The 17,796-nt window shown below is 69.2% G+C and carries 17 protein-coding genes and 1 tRNA gene; 13 read left to right on the top strand and 5 right to left on the bottom strand.

Features of this window, described 5'->3' with window-relative positions; translation table 11 throughout:
* Positions 1–70 precede the first annotated feature (70 nt).
* Positions 71–1,291 carry a L,D-transpeptidase gene (locus G6N30_RS03080; protein WP_134059878.1) on the top strand — a complete coding sequence of 407 codons (1,221 nt, stop codon included), beginning with the start codon at positions 71–73 and terminating at the stop codon, positions 1,289–1,291.
* 55 nt (positions 1,292–1,346) lie between these two features.
* On the opposite strand, the gene G6N30_RS03085 is transcribed toward G6N30_RS03080, so the two are convergent.
* From G6N30_RS03085 to cmrA, 3 genes are all read right to left on the bottom strand, one after another.
* Positions 1,347–1,419: transfer RNA gene (locus G6N30_RS03085), tRNA-His, on the bottom strand.
* A gap of 57 nt (positions 1,420–1,476) precedes the next feature.
* Positions 1,477–2,106, bottom strand: a complete 630-nt coding sequence (orn, locus tag G6N30_RS03090; RefSeq protein WP_134059880.1) for an oligoribonuclease — start codon at positions 2,104–2,106, stop codon at positions 1,477–1,479.
* Positions 2,107–2,176: 70 nt separating this feature from the next.
* Positions 2,177–2,983, bottom strand: a complete 807-nt coding sequence (gene cmrA, locus G6N30_RS03095) for a mycolate reductase (protein ID WP_134059882.1) — start codon at positions 2,981–2,983, stop codon at positions 2,177–2,179.
* Between the two features lie 25 nt (positions 2,984–3,008).
* Here cmrA and G6N30_RS03100 point away from each other — a divergent pair, with 25 nt between their 5' ends.
* Positions 3,009–4,373 carry an MFS transporter gene (locus G6N30_RS03100; RefSeq protein WP_163687365.1) on the top strand — a complete coding sequence of 455 codons (1,365 nt, stop codon included), beginning with the start codon at positions 3,009–3,011 and terminating at the stop codon, positions 4,371–4,373.
* Here G6N30_RS03100 and G6N30_RS03105 read toward each other — a convergent pair.
* Positions 4,341–5,111: an MmpS family transport accessory protein gene (locus tag G6N30_RS03105; RefSeq protein ID WP_134059887.1), complete on the bottom strand. Its 771-nt coding sequence runs from the start codon at positions 5,109–5,111 to the stop codon at positions 4,341–4,343. The genes G6N30_RS03100 and G6N30_RS03105 overlap by 33 nt on opposite strands.
* A 123-nt stretch (positions 5,112–5,234) precedes the next feature.
* Here G6N30_RS03105 and G6N30_RS03110 point away from each other — a divergent pair, with 123 nt between their 5' ends.
* From G6N30_RS03110 to G6N30_RS26885, 3 genes are all read left to right on the top strand, one after another.
* Entirely contained in the window at positions 5,235–7,127 is a 1,893-nt protein-coding gene (locus G6N30_RS03110) for an alpha/beta hydrolase family protein (RefSeq protein WP_134059889.1), read from the top strand.
* Between the two features lie 93 nt (positions 7,128–7,220).
* The gene (locus tag G6N30_RS03115) at positions 7,221–7,430 is read left to right on the top strand and encodes a hypothetical protein (RefSeq protein WP_134059891.1); all 210 of its coding nucleotides are present in this window, start codon (positions 7,221–7,223) and stop codon (positions 7,428–7,430) included.
* A gap of 37 nt (positions 7,431–7,467) precedes the next feature.
* The gene (locus tag G6N30_RS26885; protein WP_166674618.1) at positions 7,468–7,623 is read left to right on the top strand and encodes a DUF6131 family protein; all 156 of its coding nucleotides are present in this window, start codon (positions 7,468–7,470) and stop codon (positions 7,621–7,623) included.
* Here G6N30_RS26885 and G6N30_RS03120 read toward each other — a convergent pair.
* Positions 7,620–8,243 (bottom strand): SACE_7040 family transcriptional regulator, encoded by a 624-nt coding sequence (locus G6N30_RS03120; protein WP_134059893.1) that lies wholly within the window; start codon positions 8,241–8,243, stop codon positions 7,620–7,622. The two genes, G6N30_RS26885 and G6N30_RS03120, sit on opposite strands and share 4 nt — an antisense overlap.
* A gap of 95 nt (positions 8,244–8,338) precedes the next feature.
* Here G6N30_RS03120 and G6N30_RS03125 point away from each other — a divergent pair, with 95 nt between their 5' ends.
* The 8 genes from G6N30_RS03125 (at position 8,339) to G6N30_RS03160 (ending at position 17,795) form a co-directional block, all read left to right on the top strand.
* On the top strand, positions 8,339–9,889 hold the full coding sequence (locus G6N30_RS03125) for a carboxyl transferase domain-containing protein (RefSeq protein WP_134059896.1): 1,551 nt from the start codon (positions 8,339–8,341) through the stop codon (positions 9,887–9,889).
* A gap of 2 nt (positions 9,890–9,891) precedes the next feature.
* Positions 9,892–11,880 (top strand): acetyl-CoA carboxylase biotin carboxylase subunit, encoded by a 1,989-nt coding sequence (locus G6N30_RS03130; RefSeq protein ID WP_134059898.1) that lies wholly within the window; start codon positions 9,892–9,894, stop codon positions 11,878–11,880.
* Complete coding sequence (locus G6N30_RS03135; RefSeq protein ID WP_134059900.1) at positions 11,877–13,037, top strand: acyl-CoA dehydrogenase family protein; 1,161 nt, start codon at positions 11,877–11,879, stop codon at positions 13,035–13,037. The genes G6N30_RS03130 and G6N30_RS03135 overlap by 4 nt, the downstream gene beginning before the upstream one ends.
* Positions 13,034–13,531: a MaoC family dehydratase gene (locus G6N30_RS03140; RefSeq protein WP_134059902.1), complete on the top strand. Its 498-nt coding sequence runs from the start codon at positions 13,034–13,036 to the stop codon at positions 13,529–13,531. Before G6N30_RS03135 ends, G6N30_RS03140 begins: the two co-directional genes overlap by 4 nt.
* On the top strand, positions 13,531–14,346 hold the full coding sequence (locus G6N30_RS03145) for an HpcH/HpaI aldolase/citrate lyase family protein (RefSeq protein WP_179965544.1): 816 nt from the start codon (positions 13,531–13,533) through the stop codon (positions 14,344–14,346). Before G6N30_RS03140 ends, G6N30_RS03145 begins: the two co-directional genes overlap by 1 nt.
* Before the next feature lie 104 nt (positions 14,347–14,450).
* Entirely contained in the window at positions 14,451–15,524 is a 1,074-nt protein-coding gene (pdhA, locus tag G6N30_RS03150; RefSeq protein WP_134059904.1) for a pyruvate dehydrogenase (acetyl-transferring) E1 component subunit alpha, read from the top strand.
* A 1-nt stretch (position 15,525) separates the two neighbouring features.
* Positions 15,526–16,575, top strand: coding sequence for an alpha-ketoacid dehydrogenase subunit beta (locus tag G6N30_RS03155; protein ID WP_134059906.1), 1,050 nt, complete (start codon positions 15,526–15,528; stop codon positions 16,573–16,575).
* A complete protein-coding gene (locus G6N30_RS03160) occupies positions 16,572–17,795 on the top strand; it encodes a dihydrolipoamide acetyltransferase family protein (protein ID WP_134059908.1) in 1,224 nt (407 codons plus the stop codon). The genes G6N30_RS03155 and G6N30_RS03160 overlap by 4 nt, the downstream gene beginning before the upstream one ends.
* The last annotated feature ends 1 nt before the right edge of the window (position 17,796 follow it).

Below are 17,796 nucleotides of genomic sequence, written 5' to 3' on the forward strand. Positions count from 1 at the left end.
GGAGCTGCCAGTAGACTGTGGCACGACGAATCCGTGTGAGAAGAACCCTGGGTGTGAGGTGGAGAAGACAATGTGGCAGGTCCGTTCAGAGACCCGTCCGCGTCGGCAACGGGCCTGGTGGGCGGGCATGCTGGTGGTCCCCGCCGTCGTGCTGGGGCTCACCTCGTGCTCGAGTGACGCAGAACCCGAGACCCCGCAGGTGATCTCCGACAAGGGCACACCCTTCGGTGACCTGCTGGTGCCCAAGCTCATCTCGTCGGTGAGCGACGGCGCCGTGGGCGTCGCGGTCGACAGTCCGGTCACCGTCGGCGCCGAAGGCGGTGTGCTCGGTTCGGTCACGATGGTCAACGAGGACGGTGAGCCGGTCGAGGGCAAGCTGAGCCCGGACGGCCTCACCTGGGCCACCACCGAGCCGCTCGGCTACAACAAGAGCTACACGCTCACCGCGAAGTCGATGGGCCTCGGCGGTGTGACCAGTCGGCAGATGACGTTCGAGACGCATTCGCCGGAGAACCTGACGATGCCCTACGTGCTGCCCAACGAGGGTGAGGTCGTGGGTGTCGGCCAGCCGGTGGCGATCCGTTTCGACGAGAGCATCACCAATAGGCTGGCGGCGCAGCGCGCGATCACGGTGAAGACCGATCCGCCGGTCGAGGGCGCGTTCTACTGGCTGAGCAACCAGGAAGTGCGCTGGCGTCCCGAGGAGTACTGGAAGCCGGGCACCAAGGTGTCGGTGGCGGTGAACACCTATGGCGTCGATCTCGGCGACGGGCTGTTCGGCCAGGAGAACGTCAAGACCGAGTTCACGATCGGCGACCAGGTCGTCGCGACGGCCGACGACGCCACCAAGACGTTGACGGTCCGGCGCAACGGCGAGGTCGTCAAGACCATGCCGATCTCGATGGGCAAGAACAGCACGCCGACCAACAACGGCACGTACATCATCGGCGACCGATACTCGCATCTGGTGATGGACTCGTCGACGTACGGCGTTCCGGTCAACTCGCCCAACGGCTACCGCACCGAGGTCGACTGGGCCACCCAGATGTCCTACAGCGGCATCTACGTTCACTCCGCGCCGTGGTCGGTGGGCAGCCAGGGCCACAGCAACGTCAGCCACGGCTGCCTCAACGTGAGCCCGTCGAACGCGAAGTGGTTCTACGACAACACCAAGCGCGGCGACATCGTCGAGGTGGTCAACACCGTGGGTTCGGTGCTGCCCGGCACCGACGGTCTCGGCGACTGGAACATCCCGTGGGAGCAGTGGAAGGCGGGCAACGCCGGAGTCTGAACCCCAACGAAGAAGCGCCTCACCCTTTCGGGGTGAGGCGCTTCTTCGTACTCGGGGTGGCTGACGGGACTCGAACCCGCGACAGCCAGGATCACAACCTGGTGCTCTACCAACTGAACTACAGCCACCATCGCTGCTGACCCGCCGGGCCGTGCAGCCCGTCGATCTTAACCGGTCGGATGCCGTCAGACCGAATCGGTTCCGGTCCCGTCCTTGCCGGGCGGCCCGAGCTCGGCCGCGATGGCGGCGATATCGCTGGTCGACGGCCCCGGCGGAGCGACGAACGCGGTCTGCCGGTAGTACTTCAGCTCGCGGATCGACTCGTGGATGTCGGCCAGCGCACGGTGCGCCAGGCCCTTCTCCGGCTGGCCGAAGTAGATCCGCGGATACCACCGGCGGCACAGCTCCTTGATCGAGCTGACGTCGATCATCCGGTAGTGCAGGTACTCGTCGAGTTTGGCCATGTCGCGCGCGATGAAGCCGCGGTCGGTGGCGATCGAGTTGCCGGCCAGCGGGGCGGTCTTGGCCTGTTTGACGTGCCCGCGGATGAAGTCGAGCACCATCTCCTCGGCGGTCGCGAGATCGACCGTCGAGGCGCGCACCTCCTGGATCAGCCCCGAGCGGGTGTGCATATCGGTCACCACGGGGATCATCGCGTCCAGCGCCTCGTCGGGCGCGTGGATGACCACGTCGAGCCCGTCGCCGAGGATGTTCAGGTCGGCATCGGTCACCAGGACCGCGATCTCGATGAGCAGATCCTTACTCAGATCCAGCCCGGTCATCTCGCAGTCGATCCACACCAATTCGTCACGCACAACGATTCAGGGTATTCGCCTCCGCTGAACGCGCATGCCGACACCCGTCGCTAGGCCGCCCCGAGTACAGCTAGTCGCCGCCGAGCTTCTTGTAAACGGCCCCGACGATCGGCGTGACGATCGCGCGTGGGGTGTATCCGCTGGCGACCGACATGGCCTTCGAGGTCACCCCCGGCACCACCCGCATCTTGTTGCGCTCGAGACTGTCGAGCGAGAGCTTCGCGGTGTACTCGGTGGAGATCCACAGGAAGTCGGGGATGAGCTTCTCCACCAGCGACTGCTCGTGCTCGTCGGGCAGCGTCTCGCGCACGGGCCCCGGCGCCAGCAGCGTCACATGCACACCGACGCCCTTGAGCTCGCCGCGCAGCGACTCGCTGAACGTGTTGACGAACGCCTTGGTCGCCGCGTAGGTGGCGTTGTTCGGGATGGGGGAATTCCCGGCCGCCGATCCGGAGATGAGAATGCCGCCGTTCCGGCGGGCCACCATGCCCGGCAGCACCGCGAGCACCAGGTCGTGCACGCCCAGCACGTTCAGCTGCACCTGCGCCTTCTCGTCGGCCGGATCGAGCTTGGCGACGGGTCCGAACGTGGCGGTGCCCGCATTCGCGCACAGGATGGAGATCTCGCGGGTGGCCAGCTCCTCGCACAGCGTGGTCCGCGCGGTCGGGTCGGCCAGGTCGACCGGCCGCACCTCGACGGTGACGCCGTAGCGCTCGGTCAGCCGTTGCGCCAGCGCGGTCAGGACCTCCTCGCGGCGGGCGGTGATGATCAGGTGGTGTCCGCGCGCGGCCAATTCCGTGGCCAGCGCTTCGCCGATGTTCTGAGAGGCGCCGGTGACGACCGCGCGGGCATCGGGTCGGGGTGCGGGTACTGGCATGCGCCGGACTATATCGTGGGCGAGCGTGACTCAACCTGCGCCGGCCAGCCCACCCTCGGCACCGGTTGCCGGCCGCGCCCGCGTGCTGGCGTGGGCGCTGTGGGACTGCGGGAACACCGGTATGAACGCGATCGTCGCCACGTTCGTGTTCGCGGTCTACCTGACCGGTGCGGTCGGATCGGATCTGCCGGGCGACACGTCGGCGACCAGTTGGCTGGGCCGCGCGATGACCGTGGCGGGTCTGGTGGTGGCGGTGCTGGCGCCGGTGACCGGGGTGTGGGTGCAGGCCCCGCGCCGGCGGCGCGCGGTGCTGACGCTGCTGACCGGGACGGCCGTCCTGCTCACCGCCTCGATGAGCCTGATCCGCGACGACCACCGCTACCTGTGGGCGGGGCTGGTGCTGCTCGCCTGCACCGCGGCGTGCGGCGATCTGGCCAGCGTGCCCTACAACACGATGCTGCGGCAGTTGGCCGGCCCGCAGAGTTCGGGCCGGGTCTCCGGATTGGGGTGGGCCGCCGGGTATCTCGGCAGCGTCGTCCTGCTGCTGCTGGTGTACGTGGGCTTCGTCGCCGGCGACGGCGACACCCGCGGTCTGCTCGGGCTGCCGGTCGCCGACGGCCAGAACGTCCGCGCGGCGATGCTGCTGGCCGCCGCCTGGTTCCTGCTGTTCGCGCTGCCGCTGCTGCTCACCGTGCCGCCGCATGTGCCCGGCCCCGACGATGACGACGTGCCGCCCACCGGGGTGTTCTCCGCCTATCGCAAGCTGTGGTCGGAGGTCGTCGGCGAGTGGCGGCGGGACCGCAACATCATCTACTACCTGCTCGCCAGCGCGGTGTTCCGCGACGGCCTGGCCGGGGTGTTCGCGTTCGGTGCGGTGCTCGGCGTGAGCGTCTACGGCATTTCCGAGGCCGACGTCCTGCTGTTCGGGGTGAGCGCGTGCGTGGTGGCGGCGGTCGGTGCGGTCATCGGCGGTCTGCTCGACGACCGGGTCGGCTCCAAACGGGTGATCGTGGTGTCACTGACCGCCATGATCACGGTTGGACTGACGCTGCTGAGCCTGTCCGGTGCGACGGCGTTCTGGGTGTGCGGGCTGCTGCTGTGCCTGTTCATCGGGCCGACGCAGTCCTCGGCGCGCACGCTCATGTTGCGGATGTCCGCCGCGGGCAAGGAGGGCGTCGCGTTCGGCCTGTACACGACGACGGGGCGGGCCGTGGCCTTCCTGGCGCCGTGGCTGTTCTTCATGTTCATCGATCTGTTCGGCACTGACCGCGCGGGTATGGGCGGCCTGTGCGTGGTGCTGGCCGTCGGGCTCCTGGCCATGCTCGCGGTGCGCGCACCGCATCCGTGGTCGCCGGTGTCAGCGGGTGCCGACGCAGAACGTCAGCCCTGACCCGGTGTTCTGCTGCACCCGGGTGCCGTTGATCGACACCGAGCACGTGACGTCGCGGCCCACGTTGATGATGCTGATGCGGGCCGAACTACGCGCCGGTGCAGGCAACTCGACCTGCTTGCTCCACGGCAGCGCCACGTTGAACTCGGTCTGCGGGACCCCGCCGGTGTCGGTGTAGGTGATGTTGATGACGCGGCCCTCGCCGATCACGTCGTAGGTGACGGTCTCGGTCGCCTCCGACGGCGCTGTCGTGGGCGGAGTGGGCGAGGGAGGCGTGGTCGGCAGCGGTACCACCGGGGTGGGTGTGCGCGTCGGCGTGGTGGGCCGCGGGGTGGTCGTCGCGGTGGGCTCCGGCATCGACGGCGCGGGCGCGACGACGGTCTGCTGCCGGGAGCTGTTGGCGATGACGAGCGCGATGACCAGGGCGACGACGAGCAGCACCACCGCGCCCGCCAGAACCCACAACCACATCGGCGATTTGGGTCCCTCGGGGGGCTGTTGCTGCGGCGCGCCGGGGGGATACCCGGGTCCGTACTGTCCGGTCGCGTACGGGTCGTACCCGTATTGGCCATACTGGTAGTACGGCGACAGCCGTTCGGTGGGATTCGGCCCGGCGGGGGGCTGGTAGGGCGGACCGTACGGGGTCTGGTTGGCGTACGCCGGGTCCGGCGGACCCGGGTAGCTGTTCCCCAGCGGTTGGGTCGGCTCGGCGCCGTCCCGACGTGGTGACTCGGTCATACCCACCTCATGGTCGCAGGGTACCTGCGGATCCCGTCGCGCCGTCGCGGTGTTGGGTGTGCCGGTCCTTGCAGACGTCGATACCGTCAGGTGGGTGGCCGTCCGGTCACCGGTGACGAGACGATGGAGAATCAACGCGTGAGACGTCAGGTGCGGGCGAACTACGGTGCGTCGCTGTCGCCCGATGCGACGGCATTCGCCCACCTCGTCGACGACGGCGGCTTCCCCCGCGCGGTGCAACGGTTCCTGCTGGGCTGGCGCGCGAGCTCTTCGCGTGACGTCGAACTCCCGGTCGAGGGTCCGGTCACCCGCGTGCTGCACTCCGCCGACGGGCACTGGCTTGCCTGTCAGGTCGCCCCGGACGGCAGTGACCGATTCCAGATCTGGGTCGTCACAACCGATCCCGACGACCGCGATGCCCGCCGTATCGATTCGTGGCCCGAGGGCCATCCGGAGGGCAGCGCCGAACTCATCGGGTGGGACGGCACGCAGGTCGCGGCGATCCTCACCGGCGAGGACGGGGTCGGCAGTTCGTGTCTGATCAACCCGGCTGACGGCCACACGATCGTGCTGGACCGCCGCTCGGCGGGCCGGCTGGTCGACGCGTGGGCCGGTGCCGCGCTGGTGCGGGTGGGGCCCCGCGGCTACCGCGATCTCATCATGCTGCGCGGACAGACCGAGATGGTGCTGCTGCCCTACGATCCCGGGTCGACCACCGACATGGGATTCATCCTCGACGACCACAGCCCGCGCCGGCTGCGTTCGGGGCCGACCGGAGAAACGTTCGAGCTGTTCCACCCGGCCAAGGACTACGGACTCAACAGTTCCGAGGGGTACGTGCGGGCGCTGATCCGCAGCGACAACGGTGGCACGCACGCCCGGCTCATCGAGGTCACCGCCACCTCGGAGGGTGTGTCCTACCACGTCGTCGCCGAGAAGCCGGGGTTCGACCTCGACGAGTTCGTCGTCAGCGACGACCTGTCGACCGTCGCCCTGCTGTGGAATGTCAACGGCTGCAGCGAACTCCAGATCCTCGAGTACGCGGACAACACGCTGTCCGGCCCGATTCCGTTGCCCGGCCTCGTCGCGACGGAACTGAGCATCAGCGCGGGCGGTTCGATGGTCGCGATGACCGTGGAAAGCCCGTCGCTGCCGCCGACCGTCGAGCTGGTCGATCCCCGCTCACGGGAATGGCAGCGCGTCGACCGCGAGCCCAGTGAAGGCCCCCTGACGGCGGATCCGACGCTGGAGGTGGTCGTCGCCCGCGACGGGCTGGAGCTGACCGGCTGGATGTACCGCCCGCCGGCGCCGGTGGAACCCGTCGGCGCGATGATCTTCCTGCACGGCGGGCCCGAAGGGCAGTCGAGGCCGGGTTACAACGAGTACTACCCGGCGCTGCTGGCGGCGGGGATCACCGTGTTCACGCCGAATGTGCGGGGCTCCGGCGGATTCGGCCGCGCGTTCATGCACGCCGACGACAAGGAGTTGCGGTTCGCCGCCATCGACGACGTCGCAGACTGCGTGCAGTACCTGATCGATCGTGAAGCCGTGCCCGCCGACCGCATCGCGTGCTGCGGCTGGTCCTACGGCGGTTATCTGACGCAGGCGGCCTTGACGTTTCACCCGGAGCTGTTCGCCGCGGGCATCAGCATCTGCGGGATGAGCGATCTGAACACCTGGTACCGCAACACCGAGCCGTGGATCGCCGCGGCTGCGTACCCGAAGTACGGCCATCCGATCGGTGACCGCGACCTGCTCGAGCGGCTCTCACCGCTGCTGCGGGCGTCCGCGCTGACCGCACCGCTGCTGCTCGTGCACGGCGGCAACGACACCAACGTTCCGCCGAGCGAATCCGAGCAAATGTTCGACGCATTGCGCGCACTGGACCGCACCGTCGAACTGCTCGTCTTCGACGACGACGGCCACGAGATCGTCAAGCGCGAGAACCGCACTGCGCTGCTCAATGCCATGACGGCCTGGCTGCTGAAGGCTTTCGCACCGACTGCTGTGCACTGACTTCGGCGTCGCTGGCACCGGGTTTGGAGAAATTGCCTCAGGGGTAAACGGTCCTGCCGCGTCACACCGGCGCGAACAGGATGGAGGGACGGCATGAGAGGGATCATCGGCGTCATCGTGCTCGTCTGGTTGCTGATCGGCGTCGTAGCCGCCTTTCAGCGCGATTATTTCAAATCAGGGGACGCCAACTGCGCCACCACAGCTCGGGTGGCGTTGACGGTTGTCGCGGGTCCGCTGAATTACGCGGGCGTCAACCCGAAGGTGGACTGCACCGAGGTTCAGCTTCCCCAGCCCAGCCAGTGACGACTGGCGCCAACAAGTAAGGGAGAAGGAGTAGACAGTGATAATTCTCGGAATCATCTTGGTGGTGTTGGGATTCGTCCTGGGCATGAACATCCTGACGACCATCGGTGCGGTACTCGTGGTCGTTGGGGCCATCTTCTGGATTCTCGGGGCGACCGGCCGCGCGGTCGGGGGCCGAAAAGTCTGGTACTAGCTCTGTAGCCGACCGGCCGAGGTCAGCGCCGCCACTGTCATCGCTCGTAGGACAGTGCGCGAGCTGGCCTCGGCCGCTTTGTTGGGTCCGGGTTTGACGCTGTGCGGGGTGGAGTTGAGCAGACCGAACGCGGCATGGGCCATCAACCGCGCCTCCGCTTCACCGAGGGTGGCGTCCAACGCGCGCAACACCTCAACCCAGATCTCGACGTACTGCCGCTGCGCCCGGCGGACCTGACGTTTCGCCGGCTCGGGCAGGTGGCCCAGGTCCCGGTCCTGGATACGGATGAGGTCCGACTCGCCGAGCGCGAAGTCCAGGTGGAAGTCGATCAGCCCGTCGAGCGCGGCCGCCGCGTCGGCGGCTTCGGCGAGCACTTCCCGGGCGCCGGCGAGTAGCCGGGTGCTGATCCCCACCAGCAGCTCGACGAGCAGCGCCTCCTTGTTCGGGAAGTGCCGGTAGATCGCCGGCCCGCTCACGCCGACGGCGGCGCCGATGTCCTCCAGGCGCACCGCGAGGTAACCCTTCTCGGCGACAAGGCGTTCCGCGGCGGCGATCAGCTGGCCGCGGCGGTCCGACTTCGCCCGGCTCCGGCGGGTGTTCGCGACTGACGTCGACGCCATGACAAGCCTCTGCGGTCGGGGGTGGACACCGGGTGTTAATCGTGATTAACATACCACGAGTTAGTCGTCATTAACTCAAATGAACGGGTTCACCGATGGCACCGCGGGCATCACATCGTGACGAGCACACAGCGCTCGTCGAGGAGTTGCGCAGCAAGCTCGCGGGGGCGGCGCTCGGCGGGCCCGCCAAGGCGCGCGAACGCCACGTCAACCGCGGCAAGCTGCTGCCGCGTGACCGCGTCGACGGCCTGCTGGATGCCGGAAGCCCGTTCCTGGAGATCGCCCCACTGGCCGCCGACGGCATGTACGACGACGAATGCCCCGGCGCCGGCATGATCGCCGGCATCGGGCGCATCTCGGGACGCGAGTGCATGATCGTCGCCAACGACGCGACGGTCAAAGGCGGCACCTACTACCCGGTGACGGTCAAGAAGCACCTGCGCGCCCAGGAGATCGCGGGGCAGAACCGGTTGCCGTGCGTGTACCTGGTCGACTCCGGCGGCGCGTTCCTGCCACGCCAGGACGAGGTCTTCCCGGACCGCGATCACTTCGGCCGCATCTTCTACAACCAGGCCACGCTGAGCGCCCAGGGTATCGCGCAGATCGCCGCGGTCCTCGGATCCTGCACCGCCGGTGGGGCTTACGTGCCCGCGATGAGCGACGAAGCGGTCATCGTGCGCAATCAGGGCACCATCTTCCTCGGCGGACCGCCGCTGGTGAAGGCCGCCACCGGAGAGGTCGTCACCGCCGAGGAGCTCGGCGGCGGCGACCTGCACTCCAAGACCTCCGGCGTCACCGACCACCTCGCCCACGACGACCGCGACGCACTGCGGATCGTGCGGCGCATCGTCGGCACGCTCGGCCGCCCGCAGCCGCCGCCGTGGGACGTGGCTCCGGCGGTGGACGCGGTGGCCGATCAGACCGAGCTCTACGACGTCGTCCCGGTCGACTCACGCGTGCCCTACGACGTGCACGAGGTCATCACCCGCATCGTCGACGGCGGCGAATTCGCTGAGTTCAAGGCCGAATACGGGGCCACGCTGGTGACCGGGTTCGCCCGCATCCACGGCCACCCCGTCGGCATCATCGCCAACAACGGTGTGCTGTTCGGTGAATCGGCCCAAAAGGGTGCCCACTTCATCGAGCTGTGCGACAAGCGCGTGGTGCCGCTGCTCTTCCTTCAGAACATCTCCGGGTTCATGGTCGGCCGCGACTACGAGGCGTCGGGGATCGCCAAACACGGCGCGAAGATGGTCACCGCGGTCGCGTGCGCGCGGGTGCCGAAGCTGACCGTCGTCATCGGCGGCTCGTACGGGGCGGGCAACTATTCGATGTGCGGCCGCGCGTATTCGCCGCGCTTCCTGTGGATGTGGCCCAATGCGCGGATCTCGGTGATGGGCGGTGAGCAGGCCGCCTCCGTGCTGGCCACCGTGCGCGGTGAGATGACGCCCGAACAGGAGCAGGAGTTCAAGGCCCCGATCCGCGAACAGTACGAACGGCAGGGCAACCCCTACTATTCGACGGCCCGGTTGTGGGACGACGGCGTCATCGACCCCGCCGACACCAGAACCGTTGTCGGGTTGGCTCTTTCGATTGTCGCGCAGGCGCCGCTGGAGCCTGTTTCCTACGGCGTCTTCCGGATGTGATCATGAGTTTTGAAACCGTACTGGTCGCGAATCGCGGCGAGATCGCCGTGCGGGTGATCCGCACCCTGCGCACGATGGGCATCCGCTCGGTGGCGGTCTTCAGCGATGCCGACGCCGGCGCGCGTCACGTCGCCGAGGCCGACGTCGCCGTCCGCATCGGCCCCGCCGCAGCCCGGCAGAGCTATCTCGACATCGACGCGGTGGTGTCCGCCGCACGCCGCACCGGCGCCCAGGCCGTGCACCCGGGATACGGATTCCTCTCCGAGAACGCCGAATTCGCCGCCGCGCTGCAGGACGCGGGCATCGTGTTCATCGGACCACCCGTCGGGGCGATCCGCACGATGGGCGACAAGATCGCCGCGAAGGCGGCGGTCTCGGCGTTCGGGGTCCCGGTCGTACCCGGTATCTCGCGGCCCGGGCTGACCGACGACGACCTGATCGGCGGCGCCCCCGACGTCGGCTTCCCCGTGCTGGTGAAGCCGTCGGCCGGTGGCGGCGGCAAGGGTATGCGGATGGTGCACGACGCGAGCGAGTTGCCTGCCGCGCTGATCAGCGCCCGCCGTGAGGCGGCCGCCGCGTTCGGCGACGACACGCTGTTCCTGGAGCGCTTCGTGCTCAATCCGCGCCACATCGAGGTGCAGGTGCTCGCCGACGGGTTCGGCAACGTCATCCACCTCGGCGAACGCGAGTGCAGCCTGCAGCGCCGCCACCAGAAGGTCATCGAGGAGGCGCCGTCACCGCTGCTCGACGCCGGCACCCGCGCCAGGATCGGTGCCGCGGCCTGCAACACCGCGCGTAGCGTGGACTACACCGGCGCGGGCACGGTGGAGTTCATCGTGTCGGCCGACCGGCCCGACGAGTTCTTCTTCATGGAGATGAACACCCGCCTGCAGGTGGAGCATCCGGTGACCGAGATGGTCACCGGTATCGACCTGGTCGAACAGCAGGTCCGCATCGCGGCAGGGGAGAAGCTGCCGATCGCCCAGGACGACGTCGTCCTGCACGGCCACGCGGTCGAGGCGCGCGTCTACGCCGAGGATCCGGGCCGCGGGTTCCTGCCCACCGGCGGCACCGTCCACGGCCTGTCCGAACCCACCGGGGCCGGGGTGCGGGTGGACTCGGGGCTGACCGCCGGTGCGGTGGTCGGCAGCGACTACGACCCGATGCTGGCGAAGGTGATCGCGCACGGCGCCGACCGGCCGGCCGCGCTGCGGTCACTCGACCGCGCGCTGGCGCGGACCGCGGTGCTCGGCGTCGACACGAACATCGACTTCGTGCGGTTCCTGCTCACCGACCGCGACGTCGCCGCCGGCCGGCTCGACACCGGGCTGCTCGACCGCAGGGCGCCCGACTACACCCCGGCCGAGGTGAGCGACGACGACCTGATCGCGGCTGCCGCATACCTCTGGCTGCGGCAGTGGCCGACGCCGGGCGGTGACCTGTGGGCGGTGCCGTCGGGGTGGCGGATCGGCGACCACGCACCCACCACACATCGCTTGCGGTCCGGCAAACGCACCGACCACGTCCACCTCACCGGCAGCCCGCGGGCGGCCACCGCGAGGGTAGAGGACGGTGAGACCCGTTCGCTCACAGCCACTCTCGACGGGGAACGGCTCGTCGTCACCCTCGACGGTCTGCGCGGCGACTACCTCGTCGCCGCCGACGGGGCACAGATGTGGCTCGCCGGCGCGGACCGCACCGTGGCGGTCGAGGAGGTCCGCGAGGCCCCGGTGCGCCAGGACGACGCCCACAGCGGGGACGCGGAACTGACCAGCCCGATGCCCGGATCCGTGGTGGCCGTCGGCATCGAAGCCGGGGCGACCGTGACGTCCGGTGCCGTGGTGGTCACCGTGGAGGCGATGAAGATGGAACACGCCCTGACCGCACCCGTCGACGGTGTGGTGGAACTCCTCGTGGCCGTCGGCGACCAGGTGAAGGTGGGCCAGCCGCTGGCGCGAATTCTCGCTACCGACAAAGGAGACCAGTCATGACCGACTTCCTGTCGTCCGGCACCCTGCCGGACCACTACGAACAACTCGCCAAGACCGTCCGCGACTTCGCGCGCACCGTTGTCGCACCGGTGGCCGCCAAACACGACGAGGAGCATTCGTTCCCGTACGAGGTGGTGCGCGGGATGGCCGACATGGGGCTGTTCGGCCTGCCGTTCCCCGAGGAGTACGGCGGGATGGGCGGCGACTACTTCGCGCTGTGCCTGGCGCTCGAGGAACTCGGCAAGGTCGACCAGAGCGTGGCGATCACGCTGGAGGCGGGTGTGTCACTGGGCGCGATGCCGGTGTACCGCTTCGGCAACGAGGACCAGAAGCGGGAGTGGTTGCCACAGCTGACCAGCGGGCAGGCGCTCGCGGCGTTCGGGCTGACCGAACCCGGCGGCGGCAGCGACGCCGGCGCCACCAAGACCACCGCGCGCCTCGACGACGGGCACTGGGTGATCAACGGCAGCAAGCAGTTCATCACCAACTCCGGCACCGACATCACCAAACTGGTGACCGTCACCGCGGTCACGGGCGAATCCGATGGGCGCAAGGAGATCTCGTCGATCCTCGTACCCGTGCCCACCGAGGGGTTCACCGCCGAACCGGCCTACAACAAGGTCGGCTGGAACGCGTCGGACACCCATCCGCTGAGCTTCGACGACGTCCGCGTTCCCGAAGAGAACCTGCTCGGTGAACGCGGCCGCGGCTACGCCAACTTCCTGCGCATCCTCGACGAGGGCCGCATCGCGATCGCCGCGCTGTCCGTCGGCGCCGCGCAGGGCTGCGTCGACGAGAGCATCCAGTACGCCAAAGAGCGGGAGGCGTTCGGCCGCCCGATCGGCGCCAACCAGGCCATCGCGTTCAAGATCGCGCGGATGGAGGCGCGGGCCCACACCGCGCGCACCGCCTACTACGACGCGGCCGCGCTCATGCTGTCCGGTAAGCCGTTCAAGAAGGAGGCCGCGATCGCCAAGCTGGTCGCCAGCGAGGCCGCGATGGACAACGCGCGCGACGCCACCCAGATCTTCGGCGGCTACGGCTTCATGAACGAGTTCACCGTCGCCCGGCACTACCGCGACAGCAAGATCCTCGAAATCGGCGAGGGCACAACCGAAGTGCAGTTGATGCTGATCGCACGGCAGGCCGGCCTGTGAGCGAAGAGAGCGACAAGAAGGTCGTCGTCCAGCGCGGGCTGTGGTTCGAGGAGTTCGAGACCGGCGTGCTCTACCAGCACCGGCCCGGGCGCACCATCACCGAGGCCGACAACGTGCTGTTCACCACGCTGACCATGAACACCCAGGCGCTGCACCTCGACGCGGCGTTCTCCGACGCACTGCCGCCGTTCCACCAGCGGCTGGTCAACTCGATGTTCACGCTGTCGACCCTGGTGGGACTGTCGGTCGCCCAGCTCACCCAGGGCACGATCGTCGGCAACCTGGGGTTCGGCGAGGTCGCGTTCCCCAAACCGCTGTTCCACGGCGACACGCTGTACGCCGAGACCGAGGTGCTCGAGAAGCGGGAGTCCAGGAGCAGGCCGGGAGAGGGCATCGTGACGTTCGCCCATGTCGGGCGCAACCAGCACGGCGACGTCGTCGCCACCGCGTCGCGAAAGACCATGGTGCGCAAGCAACCCCGCGAGGAGGCCTGATGCTCGGCACCACAGGGCCAGGGTGGCTGTTCTGTCCGGCCGACCGGCCGGAGCGGTTCGAGAAGGCCGCCGCCGCGGCGGATGTGGTGATCCTCGACCTCGAGGACGGGGTGGCCGCCAGGCACCGCGAGGCGGCCCGCCAGGCGGTGATCGACCATCCGCTCGACCCGGCGCACACCGTGGTGCGGGTCAACCCGGCCACCACCGCCGACCACCGACTCGACCTGCAGGCACTCGCCCGCACGGACTACACGACCGTGATGCTGGCCAAGACCGAAGCCGCCGAGCAGGTGAGCGCGCTCGCGCCGCTCGACGTCGTGGCGCTGATCGAGACGCCGCTCGGCGCGCTCACCGTCGCCGAGTCCAGTCGCGTGGAGAACTGCGTGGCGGTCATGTGGGGCGCCGAGGATCTGCTGGCGGTGCTCGGCGGGACGTCGAGCCGGTGGCCCGACGGCGCCTACCGCGACTTCGCCGTGCACGTCCGCTCCCAGTCGCTGCTGGCCGCCAAGGCCTACGGGCGCATGGCGCTGGACTCGGTGTACCTCGACATCAAGGACCTCGACGGGCTGCGGGCCGAGGTCGACGATGCGGTCGCCGTCGGGTTCGACGCCAAGGTCGCGATCCATCCGTCCCAGGTCGCGGTGATCCGCGACGGCTACCGGCCCACCGACGAACAGGCCGACTGGGCCCGCCGTGTCCTGGACACGTCGCGCGATCAGCGGGGCGTCTTCCAGTTCGAGGGCATAATGGTGGATGCCCCAGTGCTGAGGCGGGCAGAGCGCATCGTCGCGCTGGCACCACACCCCGGTAGCTAGCCGACAGCCCTCCACCAAGGGATCCTGCTCCGACCGCCACACGCTGAGCGCCTGAAGTCGTCGGACGGCGAAACATGCCGTCGATGCGATCTGAAGGAGGCGGTATGGCCGGCGTCCTCGTGGACCCTGTGCAGCTGGTGGGTGCCGACGGCACACCGAGCGCGCAGCACCCCGACCACCGGGACCTGCCTCCTCCGGAGACCCTCTGCTGGCTCTACGAGACGATGGTCGTCACCCGCGACCTCGACACCGAGTTCGTCCACCTGCAGCGCCAGGGCGAGCTCGCGCTGTACGCCTCGTGCCGCGGCCAGGAAGCCGCCCAGGTGGGCGCCACGGCATGTCTGCGCAAGACCGACTGGCTCTTTCCCCAGTACCGGGAGATCGGCGCGTTCCTGCTGCGCGGCATCACCCCGGGGCAGATGGCCGCGGTGTGGCGGGGCAAGTGGCACGGCGGGCTGGAGTTCACCGCGAAGTGCTGCGCGCCGATCTCCATCCCCATCGGCACCCAGGGCCTGCACGCCGTCGGCGCCGCGATGGCCGCCCAGCGCCTCGGCGAGGATTCGGTGACGGTGGTGTTCCTGGGCGACGGCGCCACCAGCGAGGGCGACGTGCACGAGGCGATGAACCTCGCCGCGGTCTACCAGGTGCCGTGCGTGTTCTTCGTGCAGAACAACCAGTGGGCGATCTCGGTGCCGGTCGAACGCCAGGTGGCCGGACCGTCGATCGCCCACCGCGCCGCCGGATACGGCATGCCGGGGGTGCGCGTCGACGGTAACGACGTACTGGCCTGTTTCGCGGTGATGTCCGAGGCGGCGGCGCGGGCACGCGACGGTGGTGGACCCACGCTGATCGAGGCGGTCACCTACCGGCTCGGACCGCACACCACCTCCGATGATCCGAGCCGATACCGCGACCCGGACGAGGTGGACCGGTGGCGGGCGCTGGACCCGATCCCGCGGTACCGCGCGTACCTGGAGGGCGCCGGTCTCTTGACCGAACGTCTGGAGGAGCGGGTGGCCGCCAGGTCGAAGCGGTTGCGGGCCGAATTGCGCGACGCCGTCGTCGGTGCGCCGGACGTCGACGTCGCCGAGGTGTTCGACACGGTCTACCGCGACATCACCCCGGATCTGGCGGAGCAGCGCGACCGGTTGCTCGCCGAGCTGGCCAAGGAGGCGTGACATGACGCAGCTGATCGAGCGGCCCGCCGGCGCCGACGGCGACGAGCCGTTGCTCACCGATGTCCCGCCGGTCGCCGAGCTGACGATGGTGCAGGCCATCAACCGCGCACTGCACGACGCGATGGCCGCCGACAACCGGGTGCTGGTGTTCGGCGAGGACGTCGCGACGCTGGGCGGGGTGTTCCGGGTGACCGACGGGCTGGCCGGGACCTTCGGCGCGCAGCGGTGTTTCGACACCCCGCTCGCTGAGTCGGCGATCATCGGCATCGCGATCGGCATGGCGATCCGCGGCTTCGTCCCGGTGCCCGAGATCCAATTCGACGGTTTCGCCGCGCCGGCGTTCGACCAGGTGGTCAGCCATCTCGCGAAGTACCGCATGCGGACCCGCGGCGATGTGGACATGCCCGTGACCGTCCGTATCCCGTCGTTCGGCGGAATCGGTGCGGTGGAACATCATTCGGAGTCGACGGAGACCTACTGGCTGCACACCGCCGGTCTCAAGGTGGTGACACCGTCGAGCCCCGCCGATGCCTACTGGCTGCTGCGCTACGCGATCGACAGCCGCGACCCGGTGATCTACCTGGAACCCAAACGCCGGTACTGGGCCCGCGAACCGGTGGACACCGCGCAGCCGGGTCTGCCGATCGGGCGGGCGGCGGTACGGCGCGACGGTGCCGACGTCACGGTGCTCACCTACGGTCCGCTGGTGGCGACGGCGCTGTCGGCCGCCGAACACGCCGCCGCGGAGGCGGGTTGGTCGCTGGAGGTCGTGGACCTGCGCACGCTCAACCCGCTGGACTTCGCCACGGTGGCGGCCTCGGTGGCGAAGACGGGCCGCGCGGTGGTGATGCACGAGGGGCCGCGGACGCTGGGGTTCGGCGCCGAACTGGCCGCCCGGATCTCCGAGGAGTTGTTCTACGACCTCGAGGCACCGGTGCTGCGGGCTACCGGGTTCGACACCCCGTATCCGCCGGCGCGGCTGGAGAAGCTGTGGCTGCCGGGTGTGGACCGGCTGCTGGACTGTGTGCAGCGGACGCTGGAGATGCCATGAGCGTGCAGGATTTCCTGGTGCCCGACCTGGGCGAGGGGCTGCAGGACGCGACGATCACCTCGTGGGCGGTCGAGGTCGGCGACGAGGTCGAGCTGAACCAGACGCTGTGCACGGTCGAGACGAACAAGGCGGAGGTGGAGATCCCGAGCCCGTACGCGGGACGGGTCGTCGAGCGCGGCGGCGAGGACGGCCAGACGCTCGACGTCGGCTCACTGCTGATCCGCATCGCGACCTCGGAATCGGCGACGTCGGAATCGACGACCTCGGAATCGGCGACGTCGGAATCGGTCACGCCGCAACGCAAACCGGTGCTGGTCGGCTACGGCGCCGACGATGCGATGGATGCCAGCAGACGGATGGCGCCGCGGCGGCCGCGGGCCAAACCGCCGGTGCGCAAACTGGCGTCCGAGTTGAACGTCGACCTGACCGGGGTGCGCGCATCGGGTCCGGACGGGGTGATCACCCGCGAGGACGTACAGCGCGCGGCGGGGACGGCTCCCGCGGGCTCGCCTGGTCCCGCCGAGACGACGGCGGTGCGCGGCGTGCAGGCCGAGATGGCGCGGCGGATGGCGTTGTCGCGCCGGGAGATCCCCGATGCGCACGCGAGCGTCACCGTGGACGGCAGCGCCCTGCTTTCACTCCGGGATCGGCTGCGCGACCAGCTTCGCGACACCGATCCGCCGGTGACGCCGTTCGTGCTGACGCTGCGGATGATCACCCTGGCGCTCTCGCGTCATCCGGTGCTCAACGCGACGTGGATCGAGACGGCCGACGGTCCGCAGATCCACCGCCACAGGGCGATTCACCTCGGGTTCGGGGTGGCCGCACCGCGTGGGCTGCTGGTTCCGGTGATCACCGACGCGCAGGACAAGACGACCCGCGAACTCGCGGGCGTGGTGGAGCGGTTGGTGGAAGAGGCGCGTGCCGGACGCGTGCGGCCCGCGGAGTTGTCGGGGTCGACGTTCACGGTGTCGAACTTCGGGGCGCTCGGCTTGGACGAGGGCGTGCCGGTGATCAACTACCCGGAGGCGGCGATCCTCGGGATGGGATCGCTCAAGCCCAGGGCGGTGGTCGTCGACGGGGATGTGGTCGCCCGCCCCACGATGACGTTGACGTGCGCGTTCGACCACCGGATCGCCGACGGGGCCGCGGTGGCGGCGTTCCTCGGTGAGCTTCGCGAACTCGTCGAGACACCCGAGGTCGCGCTGCTGGACCTGTGAC

The organism is Mycolicibacterium litorale, from assembly GCF_010731695.1.
GTDB lineage: Bacteria > Actinomycetota > Actinomycetes > Mycobacteriales > Mycobacteriaceae > Mycobacterium > Mycobacterium litorale.